20 protein-coding genes are annotated in these 22,359 nt (G+C 65.5%); 16 read left to right on the top strand and 4 right to left on the bottom strand.

Features of this window, described 5'->3' with window-relative positions:
* Positions 1–49 precede the first annotated feature (49 nt).
* The 10 genes from manA to E1H16_RS05270 all read left to right on the top strand — a co-directional run bounded on the left by manA (position 50) and on the right by E1H16_RS05270 (position 14,037).
* A complete protein-coding gene (gene manA, locus E1H16_RS05315; protein ID WP_134322650.1) occupies positions 50–1,282 on the top strand; it encodes a mannose-6-phosphate isomerase, class I in 1,233 nt (410 codons plus the stop codon).
* A 41-nt stretch (positions 1,283–1,323) separates the two neighbouring features.
* Positions 1,324–2,790: an adenosylhomocysteinase gene (gene ahcY / locus E1H16_RS05310; protein ID WP_243837681.1), complete on the top strand. Its 1,467-nt coding sequence runs from the start codon at positions 1,324–1,326 to the stop codon at positions 2,788–2,790.
* Between the two features lie 122 nt (positions 2,791–2,912).
* Entirely contained in the window at positions 2,913–3,590 is a 678-nt protein-coding gene (mtrA, locus tag E1H16_RS05305) for an MtrAB system response regulator MtrA (protein WP_134322649.1), read from the top strand.
* A gap of 65 nt (positions 3,591–3,655) precedes the next feature.
* On the top strand, positions 3,656–5,335 hold the full coding sequence (mtrB, locus tag E1H16_RS05300) for an MtrAB system histidine kinase MtrB (RefSeq protein ID WP_134322648.1): 1,680 nt from the start codon (positions 3,656–3,658) through the stop codon (positions 5,333–5,335).
* Positions 5,332–7,050, top strand: a complete 1,719-nt coding sequence (locus E1H16_RS05295; RefSeq protein WP_134322647.1) for an LpqB family beta-propeller domain-containing protein — start codon at positions 5,332–5,334, stop codon at positions 7,048–7,050. The genes mtrB and E1H16_RS05295 overlap by 4 nt, the downstream gene beginning before the upstream one ends.
* 41 nt (positions 7,051–7,091) lie before the next feature.
* Positions 7,092–7,724 carry a ComF family protein gene (locus E1H16_RS05290; protein ID WP_134322646.1) on the top strand — a complete coding sequence of 211 codons (633 nt, stop codon included), beginning with the start codon at positions 7,092–7,094 and terminating at the stop codon, positions 7,722–7,724.
* 89 nt (positions 7,725–7,813) lie between these two features.
* The gene (gene hpf / locus E1H16_RS05285) at positions 7,814–8,464 is read left to right on the top strand and encodes a ribosome hibernation-promoting factor, HPF/YfiA family (protein WP_134322645.1); all 651 of its coding nucleotides are present in this window, start codon (positions 7,814–7,816) and stop codon (positions 8,462–8,464) included.
* Between the two features lie 137 nt (positions 8,465–8,601).
* Positions 8,602–11,538 (top strand): preprotein translocase subunit SecA, encoded by a 2,937-nt coding sequence (gene secA, locus E1H16_RS05280; protein WP_134322644.1) that lies wholly within the window; start codon positions 8,602–8,604, stop codon positions 11,536–11,538.
* A 153-nt stretch (positions 11,539–11,691) separates the two neighbouring features.
* Entirely contained in the window at positions 11,692–12,318 is a 627-nt protein-coding gene (locus E1H16_RS05275) for a TetR/AcrR family transcriptional regulator (protein ID WP_134322643.1), read from the top strand.
* A 39-nt stretch (positions 12,319–12,357) separates the two neighbouring features.
* A complete protein-coding gene (locus tag E1H16_RS05270; RefSeq protein ID WP_208378866.1) occupies positions 12,358–14,037 on the top strand; it encodes an MDR family MFS transporter in 1,680 nt (559 codons plus the stop codon).
* A gap of 73 nt (positions 14,038–14,110) precedes the next feature.
* Here the strand turns inward: E1H16_RS05270 and E1H16_RS05265 are convergent, their stop codons facing one another.
* Positions 14,111–14,623 carry an Rv3235 family protein gene (locus E1H16_RS05265; RefSeq protein ID WP_134322642.1) on the bottom strand — a complete coding sequence of 171 codons (513 nt, stop codon included), beginning with the start codon at positions 14,621–14,623 and terminating at the stop codon, positions 14,111–14,113.
* 68 nt (positions 14,624–14,691) lie between these two features.
* On the bottom strand, positions 14,692–15,408 hold the full coding sequence (locus E1H16_RS05260; protein WP_134322641.1) for a LysM peptidoglycan-binding domain-containing protein: 717 nt from the start codon (positions 15,406–15,408) through the stop codon (positions 14,692–14,694).
* A gap of 117 nt (positions 15,409–15,525) precedes the next feature.
* Here E1H16_RS05260 and E1H16_RS05255 point away from each other — a divergent pair, with 117 nt between their 5' ends.
* Positions 15,526–16,098 carry a hypothetical protein gene (locus E1H16_RS05255; protein WP_166741631.1) on the top strand — a complete coding sequence of 191 codons (573 nt, stop codon included), beginning with the start codon at positions 15,526–15,528 and terminating at the stop codon, positions 16,096–16,098.
* A gap of 157 nt (positions 16,099–16,255) precedes the next feature.
* Here the strand turns inward: E1H16_RS05255 and E1H16_RS05250 are convergent, their stop codons facing one another.
* Complete coding sequence (locus tag E1H16_RS05250; RefSeq protein WP_208378865.1) at positions 16,256–16,837, bottom strand: TetR/AcrR family transcriptional regulator; 582 nt, start codon at positions 16,835–16,837, stop codon at positions 16,256–16,258.
* Positions 16,838–16,890: 53 nt separating this feature from the next.
* On the opposite strand from E1H16_RS05250, the gene E1H16_RS05245 reads away from it, so the two are divergent.
* The gene (locus E1H16_RS05245) at positions 16,891–17,706 is read left to right on the top strand and encodes a class I SAM-dependent methyltransferase (RefSeq protein WP_134322639.1); all 816 of its coding nucleotides are present in this window, start codon (positions 16,891–16,893) and stop codon (positions 17,704–17,706) included.
* A gap of 314 nt (positions 17,707–18,020) precedes the next feature.
* Here E1H16_RS05245 and E1H16_RS05240 read toward each other — a convergent pair whose 3' ends face one another.
* A complete protein-coding gene (locus tag E1H16_RS05240; protein WP_134322638.1) occupies positions 18,021–18,260 on the bottom strand; it encodes a helix-turn-helix domain-containing protein in 240 nt (79 codons plus the stop codon).
* Between the two features lie 183 nt (positions 18,261–18,443).
* On the opposite strand from E1H16_RS05240, the gene E1H16_RS05235 reads away from it, so the two are divergent.
* From E1H16_RS05235 to E1H16_RS05220, 4 genes are read left to right on the top strand one after another with little or no spacing between them, the layout of a single operon-like run.
* Positions 18,444–19,139, top strand: a complete 696-nt coding sequence (locus tag E1H16_RS05235; protein ID WP_134322637.1) for an SAF domain-containing protein — start codon at positions 18,444–18,446, stop codon at positions 19,137–19,139.
* Positions 19,139–20,407 (top strand): CpaE/TadZ family protein, encoded by a 1,269-nt coding sequence (locus E1H16_RS05230; protein ID WP_208378864.1) that lies wholly within the window; start codon positions 19,139–19,141, stop codon positions 20,405–20,407. The genes E1H16_RS05235 and E1H16_RS05230 overlap by 1 nt, the downstream gene beginning before the upstream one ends.
* Positions 20,408–20,448: 41 nt before the next feature.
* Positions 20,449–21,855, top strand: coding sequence for a WS/DGAT/MGAT family O-acyltransferase (locus E1H16_RS05225; protein WP_134322636.1), 1,407 nt, complete (start codon positions 20,449–20,451; stop codon positions 21,853–21,855).
* A 1-nt stretch (position 21,856) separates the two neighbouring features.
* A complete protein-coding gene (locus E1H16_RS05220) occupies positions 21,857–22,336 on the top strand; it encodes a DUF6912 family protein (protein WP_134322635.1) in 480 nt (159 codons plus the stop codon).
* Positions 22,337–22,359: the final 23 nt, after the last annotated feature.

Raw genomic sequence — 22,359 nt, 5'->3', positions numbered from 1 at the left:
GCGCGCGACACAGCACCATCGTGACGTGCGCCGCTAGGCTCAGTTGATCATGTATCGCCTGGAGAACGAGATCCGCAACTACGCCTGGGGGTCCCGGAAGGTCATCGCAGACCTGTTGGGTCGCGATGATGCCGACCGGCCTGAGGCTGAGCTTTGGCTCGGCGCTCACCCGCTGGGGTCGTCCCGGATTGCCGACTGTGACGGCTCACCGACGCTCAAACACGAGATCGAACTCGACCCCGATCGTCACCTCGGTGAGGCCGTGCACGCCGAGTTCCCGTCCCGATTGCCGTTCCTGTTCAAGGTGCTCGCGGCCGATCGCCCTCTGTCGCTGCAAGCGCACCCGAACGCCGCGCGGGCCCGCGCCGGATTCGCGGCCGAGGAAGCGGCCGGGATCCCGATCGACGATCCGATGCGGTCCTATCGGGACTCGTTCGATAAACCGGAACTGTTCGTTGCGCTCGTTCCGTGTGAGGTGCTGTGCGGGTTCCGTGAGGCCGCGCAAGCCGCCGATATTCTCGCTCGTCTGGGGATCAGCCAACTCGGTCCGTACATCGCGTCGCTGCTGACCGGTCGCGCTTCTGACGGTCTGCGCGTCGTGGTCACCACGCTGCTGAGCCTGCCCAGCGAGGCGAAAGCGAACCTCGCCGGACAGGTGATTGAGGAGTGCCGCCGGATCCTCGGCTCCGACGAGCCGGGCCCGCACGCCAGGGCCTACTACTGGGCGGTACGGCTGGGCGAGGCGTACCCCGGCGATATCGGTGTGGTGATGTCACTGCTGCTGAACCTGATCGAGCTTCAGCCGGACCAGGCGATCTTCCAGGCGCCCGGAATGCTGCACGCCTACCTACACGGCGCCGGGCTGGAGGCGCAGGCGAACTCGGACAACACCCTGCGCGGGGGGCTGACCCCCAAACACGTCGATGTCGCCGAACTGCTGAAGATCCTCGACTTCGAACCTGCGGTCGACCAGATCATCGAACCGATCCAGATTGAGGACGGTGAACCCTGTGCCGGCGCCCGTACGTGGCGTACGCCGGCCCGCTCGTTCGCGCTCTACGACTGGAATCTGGACGGTACGACGAAACGTGAACTCGGCACGAGTGGCCCGTCCATCGTGCTGTGCCTGCACGGCGAGGTCACGCTGATGAACTCGGCCGGCGAGATGACGCTCACCAAGGGCGAATCGGCGTACATCGCCAGCGGTGAACCGCAGGTCAGTATCCACGGCACCGGCCGCCTATCGCATGTCAGCGTCGGGCAGGTCCCGCGCTCGCGCTAGCGCGCCGTCCTCTACGAACAAGCCCCACCTAGGAGTCATTAGTGAGCACCAACCTGACGGCCGAGATCGCAGCGAACGGTCTGGACTACAAAGTCGCTGACCTGTCGCTGGCCGAGTACGGCCGAAACGAGATTCGCCTCGCCGAGCACGAGATGCCTGGGCTGATGGCGCTGCGGGCCGAGTACGCCGATGCGCAGCCGCTCGCCGGCGCACGGATCACCGGCTCGCTGCACATGACGGTGCAGACCGCCGTACTGATCGAGACCCTCACGGCGCTCGGTGCGCAGGTCCGCTGGGCCTCCTGCAATATCTTCTCCACCCAGGACCACGCCGCGGCCGCCATCGTCGTCGGCGACGGCACCGCCGCCGACCCGCGCGGTGTGCCGGTGTTCGCCTGGAAGGGCGAGACGCTCGAGGAGTACTGGTGGTGCACCGATCAGGTGCTCCGCTGGGACGGCGAAGCCGGCCCGAACCTGATCCTCGACGACGGGGGCGATGTGACGCTGCTGGTGCACAAGGGCGTCGAGTGCGAGCGCGACGGCGCCGTACCGACCGCTACCGAAGCCGACCCGGAGGAGTACGGCGTCATCCTCGCGACGCTGCGCGCCAGCATCGCCGCCGACGCACAGCGGTTCACCGCGATGGCGGCCGGAATCCGCGGTGTCTCGGAGGAGACCACCACCGGCGTGCACCGGTTGTACGAACTGGCCCGCGATGAAGAACTGCTGTTCGCGGCGATCAACGTCAACGATGCGGTCACCAAGAGCAAGTTCGACAACAAGTACGGTGTACGGCATTCGCTCATTGACGGCATCAACCGCGCCACCGACGTGCTGATCGGTGGCAAGGTCGCCGTTGTCTGCGGGTACGGCGACGTCGGCAAGGGCTCCGCGGAGTCGCTGCGTGGGCAGGGCGCTCGCGTCATCGTGACCGAAATCGACCCGATCTGCGCGCTGCAGGCAGCGATGGACGGCTACCAGGTCGCGCGCCTGGAGGATGTCGTCGGCGAGGCCGACATCTTCATCACCACCACTGGCAACCGCGACATCATCATGGCCGAGCACATGGCCGCGATGAAGCACCAGGCCATCGTCGGCAACATCGGCCACTTCGACAACGAGATCGATATGGCCGGGCTGGCGCGCACGCCCGGCATCACGAAGGTGGATATCAAGCCGCAGGTCGCCGAATGGCAGTACCCGGACGGGCACTCGGTCATCGTGCTGTCGGAGGGACGCCTGCTGAACCTGGGCAACGCGACCGGGCACCCCTCGTTCGTGATGTCGAACTCGTTCACCAACCAAGTGATGGCGCAGATCGAATTGCACACCCGCAACGAGCAGTACGCCAAGCAGGTCTACGTGCTGCCGAAGGTGCTCGACGAGAAGGTCGCGCGGCTGCATCTCGATGCCCTCGGCGTACGACTCAGCGAACTGAGCAAGGTGCAAGCCGACTACATCGGAGTACCCGTCGAGGGCCCGTTCAAGCCGGATCACTACCGTTACTGAGCGCTTTCGCTGGCGATCCGAACGCGCCGAACGCAGCGGGCCTGGCGTTATTCGCCACTACCGCGCCGTAGACTCAACGGCGTCATGCACCCGCAGACGCGGACGGAGGGTGAACCCGGTTTATGAAACCTCGCATCCTGGTGGTCGATGACGACCCGGCCTTGGCGGAAATGCTCGGCATCGTGCTGCGTAACGAAGGGCTCGAACCGGCGTTCGTCGCCGACGGTGCCCGGGCCATCTCGGCGTACCGCGAACTCAAACCGGATCTGATCCTGCTCGATCTGATGCTGCCGGGTATGAACGGCATCGACGTCTGCCGCGCGATCCGCGCCGAGTCCGGCGTACCGATCGTGATGCTCACGGCGAAGGCCGACACCGTGGACGTCGTCCTCGGGCTCGAGTCGGGTGCCGATGACTACATGGTCAAACCCTTCAAGCCGAAGGAACTCGTCGCGCGCATTCGCACCCGGCTTCGTCGGGTGGAGCCGGAATCGGCGGAGGAGTTGCACATCGCGGGGTTGCTGATCGACGTACCCGGTCACCGGGTCACTCGCGAGGGCGAGCAGATCGCGCTGACGCCGTTGGAGTTCGACCTGCTGGTCGCGCTCGCTCGCAAACCGCGGCAGGTGTTCACCCGCGAGTTACTGCTGGAGCAGGTATGGGGCTACCGGCATGCCGCCGATACCCGGTTGGTCAACGTGCATGTGCAGCGGCTGCGTTCGAAGATCGAGCGTGACCCGGAGCATCCCGAGATCGTGCTGACCGTCCGCGGCGTCGGATACAAGGCGGGCCCGCCGTAACCACCGTGTCATCGGAGCAACCGAACGTAGATCAGCCGGCGCCAACGTCGTTCGCCGAGCGCGCGATGAGCACCCTCGAGGCGGTGCGTGCACGCGTCGGCAACATCAGCGCGCGATTGATTTCCCGGTGGCGGCGCTCGCTCCAGTTACGCGTCGTCGCGCTCACGTTGGTACTGACCGCCACCGTAGTCGCGGTGATCGGTTACATCCTGATCACTCAGATCAGTACGCAACTGCTGCGCACGAAGACCAGCGCTGCGGTAGAGCAGACCACCGGCGGCAGCCAGTACATCCAGAACGAATTGGACACGGTCGGCGCGGATGCGCAGTCCTCGGCCAACGAAACAGTGCGCGCCGCGGTGCAGTACCTACAAGGGCAGGGCACCTCGGCCGGCCAATTCTGGATGATGGCGGCCTCGCGTGATGCCGATGGCCAGTTGCGCCGGCCAATCCGCTCCGAACCCACGCTGTACATCGAGACGATTCCGGTGGGGCTCACCGAGAAAGTGCGCGATGGAAACGTGGCGCAGCAACTGGCGACCATCAGCCTGCGCGGCACCACGCAGCAGGTGCTGATCGTCGGGTCGCCGGTCCCCGGCGATCGCGGCTTCGAGGTCTATTACGTGTATCCGCTGGCCAATGAGGTCGCGGTGATGGACTTCGTGGTCAATACCGTCGTCAGTGCGGCCCTCGCGTTCCTGATCCTCATCCCCGGCATCGGACTGTTGGTCTCACGCCTGGTCGTCCTGCCGATCCGGCAAGCCAGCCGCACGGCGCAACGGTTGGCTGAGGGTGATCTGCAGCAGCGGATGGACGTGCGCGGCGAGGACGATCTGGCGCGGTTGGGCACCTCGTTCAACGAGATGGCGGCCTCGCTGTCGAGCCAGATCATCAGACTCGAAGCGCTCTCTCAAGTTCAGCAGCGCTTCTCCTCGGACGTCTCGCACGAATTGCGCACCCCGTTGACGACCGTGCGGATGGCCGCTGACCTGCTGTACGACTACCGCGAGGAGTTCCCCGAGGCGGCCGCCCGCAGCGCCGAGTTGATGAGCGCCGAACTCGACCGATTCGAGGCACTGCTCAAGGACCTGCTGGAGATCTCCCGGTACGACGCCGGCGGTCTGGAACTCGACGCCGCGGCCACCGACGTGGCCGAGTTGATCCGTGACTGCGTCGAGGGTTACCGCTCGCTCGCGGCAGAACACGGTTGTGAGTTGATCGTGCACATTGACGGTGAACTCGGGCAGGCGCAGATCAGTCCGCGGCGGATCGAACGCGTACTGCGCAATCTGCTCGCGAACGCGTTGGAGCATGGGGCTAACGCGCCGGTAGAGATTCACGCCGCGACTGACGGCCACGTACTCGCGATCGGCGTACGTGACTACGGCGTCGGCATCGACGCGGTGGCCGCGGCCCGATTGTTCGATCGGTTCTGGCGTGCAGACCCCTCGCGGGTCCGTAAACTTGGTGGAACCGGTCTCGGTATGGCCATCAGCGTGGAGGACGTCCGGTTGCACCTGGGCTGGTTGCATGTGTGGGGCGCGCCGGGTCGTGGTGCGTTCTTCCGGATGACCGTGCCGGTGCGTGTTGGTGACGTCGTGACCCATTCGGCGCTTCCGCTGGTGCCCGAAGGCGAGTACGGCGGATCCGTCGGCGGCGTACCCGAACTCATGCCGGCCCCGCCGAGGCTCGAATTGGAGTCGCCGTCCAGCCGCAGTTCCGAACAGCAGGTGATTGACCCGTGAACAGACGCACGCGCGTGCTCGCGCTGATCGCGGCGGCCTTGCTCCTGCTGACCGGATGCTCGGCTATACCCGCCAGCACCGACCCTGTGGTCGTCGGTCCGCCCGCTTCGGTGCCGGACGAGACCAACGAAGGGCTAGGCATCCAGCCAGGCGGTCCGGAACCGGGATCGTCCACCGACCGCATCGTGCGCGACTTCATCACCGCGTTGACCGCGACCGATATCGCGCGTCAATACCTGACCCCCGAAGCTGCCGAACAGTGGACGCCGTCCGATCAGGTCACGGTGATCGAGGTCGCGTACAACGCGACACCCGGTAGCGCGGCGGGCTCGGTGACGTTCTCGGCGAACCGGGTGGCCAGGGTGGACTCCTCCGGCGGTTACCACACCGACGTCGGTAGCCACACTTACGATTTCGAGCTCGAGCAGATCCAGGGCGAGTGGCGAATCACCAACCCTCCGGAAGGGCTCATCCTGGACCGGGATGGATTTGACGCGCTGTACCAGGAAGCGAGCGTGTACTTCGCTGACCCTTCCGGTACTCGACTCATCCCGGATGTGCGCTACTTCCGGACGAACCCGGAGCAGCGGGCCAACCGCCTGGTACGCGCGCTGCTGAACGGGCCGGTCAGCGCGCTGAAGCCCGGCGTACGGAACGAACTTGCCGACCCCGTACAGCTGCGGTCGGCGGTTGCCTACAGCGGTGAGCCGATCACCGTGGACCTCGGCGGGTTGGAGGACAAGAGCGAGGGCCAGTTGCGGATCCTGTCGGCCCAGCTCATCTGGACCCTCTCGGATCTCGGTATCGAGTCGCTTCGGATCACCAGCAACGGCGATCCGATCAGCATCCCCAACATCGGCGAGACGCAGACACTCAGCGATTGGGCGGAGTACGAACCGAATTCATACCCGGTCGCCGCGACCGCCTATTACCTCAACGAGGGTGCCGTCTTCAACGCGACGACCGAGCCGGTCGACGGCCCAGTCGGCACGGGTGAGTACGCGATCACCAAGGCCGCGGTTTCCGTGGCAGACACCCTGGACAACACCCGAATTGCCGCGGTTTCTGGTGCGGCAGATCCACCGGTGCTGCGCACCGGTCCGCTGAACGGCGTGCTGGACACGGTTGACCTGCCGGGCACCAAGACGCTCACCGCGCCGACCTGGGGACCGTCGACGCAGGAGTTTTGGATCGCGCGCAACGGTTCGGAGATCATCCGGGTTTCCGCGGACGGCGTCCCGAAGGTCGTCGACACCAGTTCGCTGGGCGACATCGGCAAGATCCGCACGATCGTGCTGTCACGCGACGGCGCTCGCCTCGCGATCATCGCTGGCGACTCCGCGGAGAAAAAGCGGCTGTACCTCTCGACGGTGCAAGCGACCTCCGAGTCGGTCTCGCTGCTCCCGCCGGAACCGATCGCCGCCGATCTGGATGTCTCCGCTGTGGCCTGGAACGACGCACGGACGCTGGCCTTGCTCGGGCGCTCGAGCCCCACCGGAACCGTGTACCCGTACACGATGCTGGTCGACGGGTCGCAGCGTGTGCAATTGAGCGCGCCGCCGGGTGATCACGATGCGACCGCGTTGAGTGCGGCTCCCGGACGGATGTTCCTGTGCTCGATCGAGGGCAATGTGTTGCGTCTGCAGGACTCCAACTGGGCCTCGCTGGTCAATAGCGTGGGCGTGGCCGGAGCCGACCCGTTCTACCCGGGATAGCCGTGCGCTCCAGCGGTCCGCCCTCCTGGATAGTTCGCCGAGTGTGGCGCGCCGGAAGCGATCTGGTGCTGCCCGTGCGCTGCCTCGGCTGCGATCGACGCGCGTACGCCTGGTGTCAGCAATGTCGATCGGACGCGCTCGCGCTGCAACTTCGCGAGCATCCAGGGGGTTTGCGAACGGTCGCGGCCTGCTCGTACGACGGTGACGTGCGAGAGGCGCTATTGGGTTACAAGGAGCGCGGACGGCGCGATCTGGCGGCCCCGATCGGATGGCTGCTGCAGGCGGCGATCGATGCGGCGCGCGACGGGCTGGGTGATCCGGTGTTGGTACCGATGCCGAGTACCTCGCGCGCAGTACGTGCCCGCGGCGGTGACCATATGGTGCGACTGCTGCGTGCGTTGCCCGCTCCGCGGCCGATCGTGATCGCTTTGGGTGCCCGAGCAGGCGACGACTCGGTCGAGCTGTCGGCGTCCGGTCGCCGGATGGCACGCGGTACGTCGATGTACGCGCGGCGGCGGGTGCGTGAGTTGGTGGGTGAGCGGGATGTGCTGCTCGTCGACGACATCGTGACGACCGGTTCGACGCTGGAGAAAGCACACTCGTTACTGCGGTCCGCGGGCGCGCGAACGATACGTGCGGCGGTCGTCGCGCAGACCCCGAAACAGGTGTCGTGACACTAGCGCACTGGTGAACGTTTCGTACTAGCGTGGGGTCATTGAGGTGGAAGTACCTCATACGGTTCCGCAGAAAACGGAGGATCGCCATGGACATTGTCGTTCACGGACGAGGAGTCGACGTTCCCGACCATTTCCGTCAGCACGTCAGCGAGAAGCTTGAGCGTCTCGAACGCTACGACAGCAAACTCATGACGGTGGACGTGGAGCTTTCGCATGAGAAGAACCGCAAGGGCGACGACTTCACGCAGAAAGTCGAGCGTGTGGAAATCACCGTCAGGACCAAGGGCCCGGTCATTCGCTCGGAGTCCACATCCGCGGACTTCTACACCGCGCTCGATGACGCGGCTACCAAACTCGAGCGGAGGATGCGCAAGGGCGCCGAGCGGCGTCGCAGCCACCACGGTCGTAACGCCGAGTCGTTACGCGACCCGATCAAGCAGGCGCAGGCGATGTCTGCGGCGTCCGCCGAGATCGACCGGTTGCTCGACGCGTACGTCGCCGAGCATTCGGGTGAGCAATCGGCCGAGGACGGCTATCTACCAGGCCAGATAGTGCGTGAGAAGTCGCATCCGGCCACTCCGATGTCGGTGGACGAAGCGCTTGAGGCAATGGAGTTGGTGGGCCACGATTTCTACCTGTTCCGGTGCCGTGATACCGACAAACCCACAGTGGTGTACCGCCGCCGCGCGTACGATTACGGCGTTATCCGCCTCGATGACGCCTTGCGCGCCGGCTGAGTGCGCGTGCGCGTTCGGCGAACAGACTAAGAACTGAGCACGGTAGCGACGTACGATGGTCGGGTGGCGCAGCTGCCCGACCATCGTCGTGTTCGCGTGCCGCACCTTCTACCGCAACCGAGGGACTGACAGCACACGTGGTACTTGCACGCTTACTCCGCGCCGGCGAAGGCAAGATTCTTCGCCGACTCAAGACAATCGCCAACGCTGTCGACGCTGTTGAGGACGACTTCACGGACCTGACTGACGCTGAACTGCGCGCCAAGACCGACGAGTTCCGCGAGCGGCTGGAGGACGGCGAGACGCTGGACGATATCATGGTCGAGGCGTTCGCGACGGTCCGGGAGGCCGCGAGTCGCACCCTTGGTCAACGGCATTACAACGTTCAGTTGCAGGGTGGCGCGGCACTTCATCTCGGCAACGTCGCCGAGATGAAGACCGGTGAAGGTAAGACGCTCGTCTCCACGCTCCCGGTCTACCTGAACGCGTTGTCCGGCGACGGCGTGCACGTGGTGACGACCAACGATTACCTGGCCAAGCGTGACGCGGAGTGGATGGGCCGTGTGCACAAGTTCCTCGGGCTGAGCGTGGGCACGATCCTGGCGAACGAGCGGCCGGCGGTGCGTCGCGAGGCGTACGCGTGCGACATCACCTATGGCACGAACAACGAGTTCGGTTTCGACTACCTGCGCGACAACATGGCCCGGTCGATCGAGAACCTGGTGCAGCGCGGTCATAACTTTGCCGTGGTTGACGAGGTTGATTCGATCCTGGTCGACGAGGCCCGTACCCCGTTGATTATTTCGGGACCGGCCGAGTACTCGCCGCGGTGGTACCTGGAGTTTGCGCGGCTCGCGCCGATGCTCAAGAAGAACCGGCATTACGAAGTCGAAGAAGGAAAGCGCACCGTCGGTATCACCGAAGAGGGCGTCGCGCTGATCGAGGATCAGTTGGGGATCGACAACCTGTACGAGTCGGCGAATACGCCGCTGGTCGGTTACTTGAACAATGCGCTGAAGGCGAAGGAACTGTTCAAGAAGGACAAGGACTACATCGTCAACAACGGTGAGGTCATGATCGTTGACGAGTTCACCGGCCGCGTGTTGTCCGGCCGGCGGTACAACGAGGGCATGCACCAAGCGATCGAGGCCAAGGAACGGGTCGAGATCAAGCAGGAGAACCAGACCCTCGCCACGATCACCTTGCAGAACTACTTCCGGCTGTACGACAAGTTGTCCGGTATGACCGGTACGGCACAGACCGAGGCCGCGGAACTGTCGCAGACTTACAAACTCGGCGTGGTGCCGATCCCGACGAACCGACCGATGCAGCGCGTCGATCACTCGGACGTGATTTACAAGACCGAGGCCGCGAAGTTCAGTGCAGTTGTCGACGATATCGCCGATGCGCACGAACAGGGTCAGCCGGTGCTGGTCGGTACGACGAGCGTCGAGAAGTCCGAGTTGCTCTCCAAATTGCTGACCCGCAAGGGAATCCCGCACGAGGTGCTCAACGCGAAGCATCACGAGTCGGAGGCGCACATCATCGCCGAGGCGGGCCGACGCGGTTCGGTCACGGTCGCCACGAACATGGCCGGGCGCGGTACCGATATCAAGCTTGGCGGGGATCCGGAACACATCGCCGACTTCCGGCTGCGCGAGCGCGGGCTGAACCCGACCGAGACTCCAGAGGAGTATGAGGCCGAATGGGACGCCGAACTGGCCACCGCTGAGCAGGAGGTCGCGGCCGAGCATCAGGAAGTGCTGGATGCCGGCGGGCTGTACGTTCTCGGTACGGAGCGGCACGAGTCCCGGCGCATCGACAACCAGTTGCGCGGTCGTGCCGGACGTCAGGGCGACCCCGGCAAGTCGCGGTTCTATCTGTCGATGCACGACGATCTGATGCGGCGTTCCAACGGCGAGATGCTCGAAGCGATGCTGACCCGGCTGCGGCTTCCGGACGACGTACCGATCGAATCGAAGTGGGCGACCCGATCCATCCTGTCCGCGCAGACGCAGATCGAGCAGCAGAACCACGAGATTCGTAAGAACGTGCTCAAGTACGACGAGGTGATGAACCAGCAGCGCACGGTCATCTATGCCGAGCGTCGGCGGGTGCTGGAGGGGGAAGACCTCAAGCCGCAGATTCAGTCGATGATCGCCGATGTCGTAGAGCAGTACGTCGAGGGCGCCACGGCGACGGGGTACGCCGAGGACTGGAATCTGGACGAGTTGTGGAGCGCGTTCCGCTCGCTGTACCCGATCACACTGGACGTGGATGAGGTCATCGAGGAGGCCGGCGGCCGCGCCTCGTTGAGCGCCGGCCGGCTGCGTGACGAAGCGATCGCCGATGTCGAGGCTGCCTACGAAGAGCGCGAAAACGACCTCGGCGATGAGCAGATGCGCCGGGTCGAACGCAGCGTCGTACTGTCCGTGCTCGATCGCAAGTGGCGCGAACATCTCTATGAGATGGATTACTTGCGCGAGGGAATCCACTTGCGTGGCCTGGCGCAGCGCGATCCGGTGACGGAGTACAAGCGCGAGGGCTTCGAAATGTTCAACACGATGTTGGACGGCATCAAGGAAGACACGATCAGTCTGTTGTTCAAGGCCGAGCCGCCCAAGCCTGAGGGTGCACCGTCGGTGTCCGTGCAGAGCGCCGTGGGTGCCGCCGGTGAGAACCCGTTGGCGCGCCTACGTGCCATGGCGCCGGCAGGGGCGCAGGCAGCGCCGGCGGCGGCCGAACAGCCGCAGAAGGTGGCCGCTGCAAAGAATGCTGGAGCCGGTAAGGGCGGCAAGAAGCGCCGGGTTATCCAGAGTCGGGCGCCGCTGGGGGCCGCGGCATCTCAGGCCGGCGCATCGGCAGATACTGCCCTCGCCGAACCGGAGGAGGACGCGAACCTGGTGCTCTCGGGCCCGAGCGAAGATGGCACAACCCAGACTCGCCGCGCGAAGCCGGGGGCGCCGTCGGCCAATAAGGGAGGCCCGAGCAAGAACGGCCCGAGCCGCAATGGCCCGTGTCCCTGCGGCAGCGGTAAGAAGTACAAGCGGTGCCACGGAGCAGATCCCTCCTAGCGCCAGCGATCATCCTCGACGCCCGTCCACCCTCGCGGTGGGCGGGCGTCGTCGTTGTTGGCGAGTCTTTCGCAACGCATAGCCGACCGATGTGACCAAGCATGCACTGCCTGCAACTTTGCAGCGACTGCAATTATCGCTACAGTTGTCAGCGTGTCAGATGAAGTTATGGAGCTCGGGCTGCGCGAGCGCAAAAAGCGCGCCGTGCGTATCGCTATCCGTCGCAAGGCGCTGGAGTTGGTCGCTGACCGGGGTATCTGCGGCGTCAGCGTTGACGACATCGCGGTGGCCGCGGGCGTCTCGCCGCGAACGTTCTTCAACTACTACGCATCGAAGGATGAAGCGCTCTTCACCCCCGCCGAGGATCGCCTTGAGGCGGCCGACTCGCTGATCGCGGGTGCGGATCGGTCGTTGGGTCCGTTGGGTGGCGCGCACGAAGCAATGCTCGACCTGATGGATGAGCGCAAGCACGATCTCACCCCGGTTCGGCTACGTCGGAAGATCCTGGAGCGCGAGCCCGCGCTCATCGGAAGTTTCCTGCGGGTGTCGATGTCGACGCAGGCGCATTGGGTGGCGCGGTTACATGAGCGTTTCGCCGATCACGATCCACCGTTCCCCGACGGATATATCGAACTCGTCGTCACCTCCACCTGGGCCGCCGCAGGTACTGCGCTGAGCGTGTGGGGCGCCGGCGGTCACGCGGAGCCATTGCTGGACATCCTGCGCCGACAGCTCGATCAGTTGAGCGCAGGCCTCGCGCACCCGTTATCGAACTCCTGATCCGTATGACCTCTAGAGAAAGTTGAGAAGGAAACCCTAGTGACCGCATCCGCTACCGCTAGCCCGGAGGAAATGTCCGGGCGCCGCGCGCTCACGCACCGCCAGATCATGTTGGCGTTGTCTGGGCTGCTGATGGGCATGGTCGTCACCATGCTCTCGAGCACCGTCGTCTCCGCGTCACTGCCGGTGATCATCGCCGATCTCGGCGGAACCCAGACGGCGTACACCTGGGTCGTCACCGCGACCCTGCTGGCGATGACCGTCAGCACCCCAGTGTGGGGCAAGCTCGCCGACATCACCAACCGCAAAGTTCTGATCCAGAGCGCGCTGGTCCTGTTCACCATCGGATCCATGCTTGCTGGGCTGTCCGGATCAACCGGATTCCTGATCGCGTGCCGCGCGATCCAGGGGCTCGGCGCCGGTGGAGTGATGGCCCTGGTCCAGGTCATTCTGGCCGACATCCTCAGCCCGCGCGAACGCGGTAAGTACATGGGCCTGCTCGGCGCAGTCACGATGATTCCCACTGTGATCGGCCCGCTGCTCGGTGGCGCCATCACCGACAGCATCGGCTGGGAATGGAACTTCTATGTCGGCGTACCGTTCGCGATAGCGGCGCTCTACCTGCTGCAGCGCAACCTGCCCGTCGTCGTACACGCCGAGAAGAAGAAGCTCGATTACGCAGGAACCGTCGTCATCGCGGCGGCAGTGTCGTTGCTGCTGATCTGGGTGAGCCTTGGCGGTAGCGAGTTCGAATGGGGCTCGATCACCTCCTACGTGATGGTCATCGGCGCCGCGGTGCTGGCGACGATCGCGGTGCTGGTGGAGCGTCGGGCGAAGAACCCGCTGATCCCGCCTCGGTTGTTCAGCAACCGGACTCTCGTCTTGGCGGTCATCGCGAGCGCGGCCATTGGTATCGCGTTATTCGGCACGGGCGTGTTCCTGACCCAGTACATGCAACTCGCGCAGGGTAAGACACCAACGGTGGCCGGTCTGTTCACCATCCCGATGGCTGTCGGGAGCTTGATCAGCTCGATCGTCATCGGCCGGCTGATCACCAAAACCGGCATCTGGAAGCGCTACGTCGTGGGCGGCACGATCGTCTGCGCGTTGGGATTCTTCGGCCTCGGCACGCTAGATGCGAGCACCTCGCTGGTGAACGTCTGCATCTTCATGGCCCTGGTGGGTCTGGGTATGGGCCCGGTCATGCAGAACATGGTGCTCGTCGTGCAGAACACCACGCCGGTCAAGGACATGGGCGCGGCCTCGTCGACCGTCTCGTTCTTCCGGTCAATGGCCGGCACTTTGGGTGTCGCCCTGCTCGGGTCGATCCTGGCTAGCCGCGTCGCTGAGCTGATCGCCGACGGATTTGCCAAGGCAGGGATTGACGCCGCCGGCAACGGTGGTGGCGCGGTACCCGATATGGCCACACTGCCCGAACCGATCCGGCTGATCGTCGAATCGGCGTACGGCGACGCGATCGGGCATACGTTCTTCATGGTCGCCCCGGTGCTGCTGATCGCGATCGTCGCGACTCTGCTGCTGCCGAACAAGCCGTTGGGTACCAAGTCCGGAATCGAACAGCGCCAGGATGGCTTGACCTCGCTCGAGGCTGATGCCGACGAGCCGTCGCTGCTGGATGCGCCGATCATCGTGGCTGATCCGGCTGACGGCGACGCGGTGGCCGTACGCACTCCGGCTGCCAAAACCTCCGGTCGGTAAGCGGTTCGATAGACCGATGCGGCGCACTTCCCACACGACATCCTGTCGGGGAGTGCGCCGCTGCGGTATGCGCTCATATGAGTTCCAGGCGCACGCACTGCCAGCGACCATCGAGCCCGACGAAGCGCGCGTTCATCGCTCGAACGTACGGCCCGTGCTGAATGATCGCGGTCGCCTCGTTAACGCCATCGCGGACGACGCAGACGTGTACCTTTCGGATCTGCGGTGGTGGCGAGGTGGCGGATCGGGTTTGGTGCGGGCGCGCCTGGCGTAACCAACTCATCACCTCCAGCGTGGCGTTACGTCCGAGCTGCTCAGCCGAACGCCGACCGACCAATACCTCGGTGACGGCGAGGAAGAAGCCGCGGATCAATACCGCGGCCTCCGGCAGATCCGCGTGCCGACTCGGCGCACCGTCGAGCTGGCGACCGGTGTCGTCCAGAGGCCGTTGATCGATGAGATCGTCGATGGTGAGTTGCGGCGACGGTACGAGTCGCAAGTGACGCGGTGTTTGCGCCTGGGGCTCGGTGAACGGCTGGGGCTCGCTGCGCGGCGCGGGAGCGATGATGACGGAAGCGGTGGTCATGGGGTCTCCGATGATGATGTCGATAGTGGTTCGGCGGCGCGCTGGATCGCTCATCGCGCGGCGATCGCCTATGTAGCGGGAATAGTCAGGACCGCGCCGATCGGCAGGAGGTCCGGGTTCGGGCCGATCACGTGCTGATTTGCGGCGTAGATCTCCTCCACGAGCAGTGCGACGGCCCCGGCGCTCGCGGACGCGGGCAGCTGCGCCTCGGCGATGTCCCAGAGGCAGTCCTCTGCCGCCACGGTGTGCGCGCTGTCGGCCGTGCCCGGCCCGGCGGCAGCCGCGGCGGTGTGCTCGGCGGCGTCCGCAGCCCCGGAGTGCTCGGCCGCGCCGCTCGCGGGCTCGCTGGTGGGAGGTTCGATCGCCCAGTCGAACGCCTCGCTGGAGGCGACATATGCAGGCGGGGTGGAGGGTGACTCGCTGTGCGCCTCGCTCGGGCTACCGCAAGCGGTCAGACCGATCGCGCTGAGCCCGACCATGGCCGCAAGGGCGCTCCGGCCGATGCGAGGTGTAAGGCGAATGCTGGCCCGGCGTAGCGCTCGGCTCGGGTGTAGGGCGCTCGCTGCGGTCAGCGCGACGCACAATGCGCACCAGCCGCACAGCGCGGTGAGCGCGAGTTGAGCTAGGTAGAGCACTAGCACGTCCGCGCCGGAGGTGTCGACGACGTGCTGCGGATCGCGCACGGCGGCCAGCGCGCCAGGCAGGTCAACGCCGGCGATGGGCACCAATAGCCCAAAAGCGGCGATCAACCCGGTGGAGCGAAGGATGATGATCCGCCTGACCATTGTTGACCTCCATTTACTGTCATTTGATGTCGATAGATAACAAACAACAGCAAACGATATTAAATGTCAATGATGGCATTGGTGGCTGTGAATTGCTGGCAAGACGGATGTGGCAGCATGCCTGCCATGCGATGGGACCGATTGCTGGCCGATCTGGAGGCCGCCGAGGAAGCGCGACAGCGCGCGGAAATGCTGGGCGAGGTCGCGGAACGATCCCGCGCGGAGATCGGCCGCGTGACGTTAGCGGCGCGGCTGCGTGCCGCCGAGAGTGTGCGGGTGACGATCGAACTCGAGGGCGTGCACCGATGCGTCGGCGAACTCGTCGGCGTTGGACCGGGTTGGGTCGTGCTCGAGGACGGACCTACGCAGTGGTTGGTGGCAACGCGGTACGTCAGCTGGGTCGATGATCTGCCGCCGTACGTCGCCCCGGATCAGGTAGGCGCGGCCAAACGCGTCTATGACTCGCTTGGGATGCGCCATGTGTTGCGCGGGATCGCCGCCGACCGGGCGGCGGTGCGCATCGGCATCGGTGCCGCCGACGCCATCGGCGGCACGATCGATCGGGTGGGCGCCAACTTCCTTGACCTTGCGCTACACCCTGACGGCGAACCTAGGCGGCGACGCGAGGTTGCCGCGCACCGAGTGGTTGCGATCGAGGCAATTCGTTACGTCCACCGCACGACTGGGTGACTCGTCGGGCTTGCCAGCGGTAGTTGTTGCTGGCGGCGATCACTGCTGAGGGGGCGCTTCGCTGGTGAGGCCCCAGGCGTTGAGTAGTAGTTCTCGGTCAGGTTTACCTCGCGGACCGTCGTCGTAGCGCGGGGTTGACGGAGGGTCGAAGCAGTCGCTACGCGCTGCGGATGACCGTGGCGACGATCTTGTGGACTTCTGTGCGGTCGGGTGGGGCGGTCTCTTGCTCGGTGCAGAGCAGGTGGACGGCTCCGGTGAGAGTGGAAGCGAGGGTGCGAACGTCGGTGTCGTGGGCGAGGCGTCCCAGGTCACGCTCGGCGGTGAGGTAGGCGTGGATCATGGCGGCTCCCTCGCCGAGAAGTGGAACGCGGGCGGTTCCAGCCTCGCGTAGTCGGGTGCGCAGGTTGTCGCGGGCGATGATGAGCGCGACGACCGCGACCGCGACGGGTGAGAACATCTCGACCAGGGCGTCGGCGAGGTTGTCTGCAACGGTCCCCGTTCCAGCTGAATCGAGCAGACCGGTCGTTTGCGTCTCCAGGCGGGCGATCCGGTCGAGCACGAGTTCGGACAAGAACGCATCGAAGTCAGTGAAGTGGCGATGTACTAGCCCCTTGGCGACTCCCGCTTCGGCGGTGATCGCACGACTGGTCAGCGCATGTGGCCCGTCGCGGAGCAGGATGCGCTCCGCAGCGTCGAAGAGCTGTTGTTGCGCGTCGTGCATCGGCACTCCGGTCGGCAAGTCGTGCCCCTTTCTCGTTTGCAAGTGGGCGCACGCCCATTTATAGTGGGCGCATGACCACTCTACCGCCGCGTTTCGACCCTGCCGACTCGCATCGTGCCCGCGGGGTCGCCGAATCATTCGGCGCGGACGCCGCCGCCTACCACCGAGCCAGGCCGGACTACCCGCCGGCTCTGGCGGACCGGATCATCGCGGCCAGCCCCGGCCGTGACGTGCTCGACGTAGGCATCGGCACCGGCATTTCGGCCCAGAGCTTTCAGGCCGCCGGATGCCGGGCGCTCGGGGTCGAGGTTGACGCGCGGATGGCCGAGTTCGCCCGCAGCCAAGGGTTCGACGTCGAGGTGGCGAAGTTCGAGGACTGGGACTCGGCCGGTCGCACCTTCGACATCGTGATCGCCGGCCAGACCTGGCACTGGATAGATCCCGTGGCCGGACCGACCAAGGCCGCACGGGTACTTCGTCCCAGTGGGCGGCTCGCGGCGTTCTGGAACACCTTCCAGTTCCCGTCCGCCCTCGCTGAAACGCTCCCGGCGGTGTACGCCCGCGTGTTGGGCGACACGCCGTTCTCCCGAGGCATGTTCGTTGGTCCTGACGCCTATGCGCCGATTTTTGACAAGACCGCCGATGGGATACGCCAGGCAGACGGCTTCGGCGACCCGGAGCGCTGGCGCACCGACTGGCAGCGGCACTACACACGAGATGAGTGGCTCAATGTCGTACCGACCGCGGGCGGGATCAATCAACTCCCTCAAGGCAAGCTGGAGGAGCTTCTCGCGGGCATCGGCACTGCCATCGACACTGTCGGAGGCAGTTTCACGATGACCTACACGGCCGTCACCGTCACCGCAGCGCGAGCAGATGCCCCGTGATCGAGCCTCGATAGGAGCCTGGCAACGACGGGCGCATCAGACGAAACGCGTGCGCGGACCGGAGAAGTCGGCTTGAATGCGGCCGTCCCGGCTGGCAAGACATCAGCGCGCCGGTCCTTCGCGTCACATGTCCCGACGGCACGCAAAGGCCATTCTTCGGACCGGTCCTCGACTTGATTCACGCGGCGGACGAACAGGCACGACTCCCGGGACGCCATGGTTTTACTGGCCGATGGCCCGTCCTTTCGTAAGGTCAGCTATAGCGGCTCGCACGACGGATGGAATGTGCGCTCCACCCTCCCGCGTGAGAACAGCTAGTCGGCTTCTGCGTCGGCGGATTCATCCAGGGACTGGTCAGCAACCAATTGCTCGGTTTTCTCATACATGCGCTGGATGTAGGACTCGAGTTGCCGCGTTTCGACGCGCCACTGACCGCGGCCGCCGACCTTGATCGCCGGCAGTTCGCCCGAGCGCACCAGGGCATACGCCTGTGCGCTGGAGATGTTCAGAGTCTCGGCGACGTCGGTCAGCTTCAGGAAGCGTGCGGTGGCCATGAAAACTCCTCGGCGGTAGTGGGGCAGAGCCACTCTACGTCCCGCCGCGCGCGATGAGTTCAGCGCGAGGTGAGTGCTGTGGATAACTGGCGTGTGCGGCGGGTGCCTGTGGATACGGTTACCGGATCGATACCGATGGTCCTTAATATTCCGCATACTCCCGATCGACCCAGGTGAGGTTCTATGTCGAGAAGCGTGTCGTCCCCGACCACGCCCGAACTGTCTCCGCCGGCGCGACGTGCCCAGCGCCCCAAATGGCTTGACCTGCGGTTGCTCGTCGGCGTGCTGCTGGTGTTGGCTGCCGTCATCACTGGCGCACGTGTGGTCTCGGCGGCTGATGACAGCGTGACGGTCTGGGCGATGACTGCGGACCTCGCTGCCGGGACCACGCTGACCGAGGCGGACATCGAGACCATCGATGTCGGCCTCGGCGAGCACGCGGCGGCATACGTCGCCGCCGGCTCGAACCCGGTCGGCCTCACGCTTACCCGTGATGTCAACGCCGGCGACCTGTTGCCGGCGTCCGCGCTAGACGAAGGCTCGGACCTGGTCGAACTGGCGCTCAGTGTGCCCGCCTCGAACATCCCGATGAGCGTGGTGCGCGGGGATCGCGTCGGCATCTATGCCACCGGAGCCGACGGCACGCCAGCCGCAGCGGATTCCGCCTCCACCGGTGCCACCGTGCTGGTCGTGGATGCCGCTGCGGTGGCGGATGTATCGGAGCGCTCTCAAGGCGCGCTGTCCGTCGGCTCGGGCGAGCTGCAGATCGTCGTACGGATCCCCGAATGCGCCGTGGCCGCGATCCTCGACGACACCGCCGATCGGGTCCTGACCGTCATCGAGGTGCCGTCGGCGGCACGGCCGGCGCAGGACTGCTGATGACCGCGATCGGCATCGTCACGGCAATCGCGAACCCCGCGTTGGAAGCGGTCGTGATCCGCGCTCTGGGCGAGGCCAGCGAGGATCTCGAGGTGGTGCGTCGCTGCGTCGAGGTCACGGACGTTCTCGCGGTCGCGGCCAGCGGTCGAGCACGCGCTGTTGTCGTCGGCGACAATCTCGCCGGTCTCGACGCGGATGTCGTATCGCGGATCATCGCGCACGGCGTTGTGCCGATCGCGCTCGTCGAACCCGATCGAGCGTGGCCGGCAGCGTCGTTCTTTCCCGTGGTGCTCGATGCCACCGCTGATTCGGCCGAACTCGCTCGGCAGATCGCCCTCGCCGCGCGGACCGGCGTCCGAGTCGCCGACCTGCCCTCGCCGGCGACGCACCAGCAGCTCACCCAGAACGTAGGACACGAACCGCAGAGCGCCCGTGGGCGAGTCATCGCGATCTGGGGCCCGAACGGCGCTCCCGGACGCAGCACCGTCGCGCTCGGACTCGCCGATGAAGTTGCCCGGCTTGAGGTTCCCGCGTTGCTCATTGATGCCGACCCGTACGGCGGTAGCCAGGCGGCAATGCTGGGCCTGTTGGACGAATCTCCGGGGATCGCCGCTGCTTGTCGCGCCGCCGCCAACGGGACCCTCGATACCGCAAGCCTGGTGCGGCTATGCCTGCAGTTATCGCCGAGTTTGCGGGTGCTCACCGGAATCTCGCGCAGCGACCGCTGGCCGGAGTTGCGGCCGAGTGCGATCGAGATCCTGCTCGAACAGGCCAGGTCGGTGGCGAGGGTGACCGTCGTCGACTGTGGGTTCTGTATCGAGGAAGACGAAGAGATCACCTACGACACGCTGGCGCCGCGCCGCAACGGCGCCACCACGACGGTGTTGCAGGGTGCCGATGAGGTGCTGCTGGTCACCGGCTGCGACCCCGTCAGCGTCGCGCGCGGCGTGCGGGCCGTTCAGGCACTGCGTGAATTCTCCGCGTCGATCTCGGTGCGGGTAATCGCCAACAAGGTCCGCGCCAGCGTGCTGGCCGGCGACCCGAGCAATCAACTCGATGAGGCATTTGGCCGCTTCGCCGGCGTACGAGTCGATCACCTACTGCCGATGGACACCAAGGCCTGCGACGCCGCGCTGCAACGCGGCCGGACATTAGCTGACGTTGCCGCCACCAGCGCTCTGCGCCGGTCCCTGGGCGCCCTCGCCCAGACGTTCGTGCCGACCGCCGACGCGCCGCGCATCAGACGCCGCGGACACGCACGCCGCTGAGGCTGCGTAGGCTCGTCACTAACGAGATCGCCGGAGGTGTGATGACCACACGGTTAAGCCCCGCGGACGCTGCATTCTTGAGCGTCGAGGATCCGCGCACACCAATGCACGTCGGCGCGATCATGATCTTCCAGAAGCCGCACACCGGTATTGACTACGACCACATCGTGCGCCTCATCGAGCAGCGGGTCTCGCTCGTGCCGCGCTATCGGCAGCGGATCGTCAACGTGCCATTCGGTATGTCGACGCCGCGATGGGCGGACGACGACACGTTCGATGTGTCCTTCCACGTACGCCGCTCGGCGTTGCCCAGCGGGGGAGAACGCCAGGCCCTGCTGGATCTGGCTGGCCGCGTGATGTCCCGGCGACTGGATCGAGATCGCCCGCTGTGGGAGATCTATCTCGTCGAGGGTTTGGCGCATGATCAGTTCGCGCTGATCACCAAATCGCACAGCGCGATGATCGACTCGAATGTCGGCATGGAAATCGGCGAAGTACTGCTGGATCGCAGCAGCACGCCGCGCGCGTCGGTACCGTCCGATTGGGTCCCGCAACGCAGACCGTCGCGTAGCGCGCTGCTGATGGAAGTCACGCGAGAGGCTGTCACGTCACCGCTAACCGTCATCGACAATGCGCGCACCACCTTCGGGAATGTCCGCCAGCTCGGCTCCCGCGTTCGTTCACTCGCCCACGGGATCGGTGGTGCCGCAAACTGGGCCTTCAACAGCGCCGGCGCCAGCCCGCTGAACGTGCCGCTGCGCGGACAACGGCGAATCGCTTTGCGTGCGCATGCCCTCGATGACCTCCGCCGGATCAAAAGCGCGAGCGAATGCTCGGTCAACGATGTCCTGCTGGCGGTGATCGCGGGTGCGCTGCGCAACTGGATAGCCTCCCGCGGCGAAGTGGTTGCCCGCGATCGGGTGCTGCGTGCGTTGGTGCCGGTATCGGTGCGGTCCTTGGAGGACGACGCCGACTTCGGCTCCGCCGATCGAATCACCAGCATCATGGTCGACCTGCCGATCGGGGAGGAGACCGCGATCGTGCGGTTGGAACGGATCGCACACGCCACCCGTGCGCACGCCCAGTCCCGCCGGGCCGTACCGGCGGAGTCGCTGGCGTCCTTGGGCTGGTTTGCGCCGTCCACCATGCATTCGCTCGGCGCCCGCGTCACCCGCGATATCACCGACCGCGGCGCGAACTTGTCGATCACGAACGCACCAGGACCGCAAGAACCGGTCTATGCCTCCGGAGCGCGCCTGATCGAGGTATACCCGGTGCAGCCGCTGGCGCAGCGGCAGGCGCTCGCAGTGGGTGTGACGTCGTACGACGGTGAGGTTTACTTCGGACTCAACGGCGATCGGGACGGCATGGCCGACCTCGACGTATTAGCCTCGATGATCGACGACTCCGTCGCCGAGTTGCTCGCCGCCGCTGAGAAAGGGAAATAATTTGTCGCGCAAGATCACCGTATTCGCGCCGATGACGCTCGCCTCCTTGGAGGCCATCCGAGATGACCAGTTGCGCGATGTCGTGGTCTGCTTCAGTGACTTGCCGGCCTCGGAGTTCAGTGCCGACGATATTGAGCAGGCCGAGTTTGACGCGCTCACCGACGCCGCGGCGCTGAGTGTGCAGCGCCTGGTCGAGGTCGAAGCGATGCCGCTGCGGGTCGTGTTGGCCGCCGTGGTGCCGCACGATGCGCCCGAGATGAGCGAGGACGGCGACTACGTCGTGGCGGCCATTCCGCGCGCTGCCGTCACCGCGATCTATGTCGACGAGCTTGAGGCGTCCAAGGAGGTCAACGCGCTGATCAGCGCCGTACGCGCGGGACGTCAGCCGACCGACGAACAGTACGAGAAGGTCGAGACGCGGCTGCTGCTATGGCATGAACCGACCGAAATCGACAACCTCATCGAGGCCTACCCGCATTAGCGCCTACCTCAGATCCTGCGGGT

Origin of the sequence: Cumulibacter soli, from assembly GCF_004382795.1 — a bacterium.
GTDB lineage: Bacteria > Actinomycetota > Actinomycetes > Mycobacteriales > Antricoccaceae > Cumulibacter > Cumulibacter soli.
Note: the sequence above shows the minus strand (reverse complement) of the source record. Positions and strands in the feature narration are given on the sequence as shown.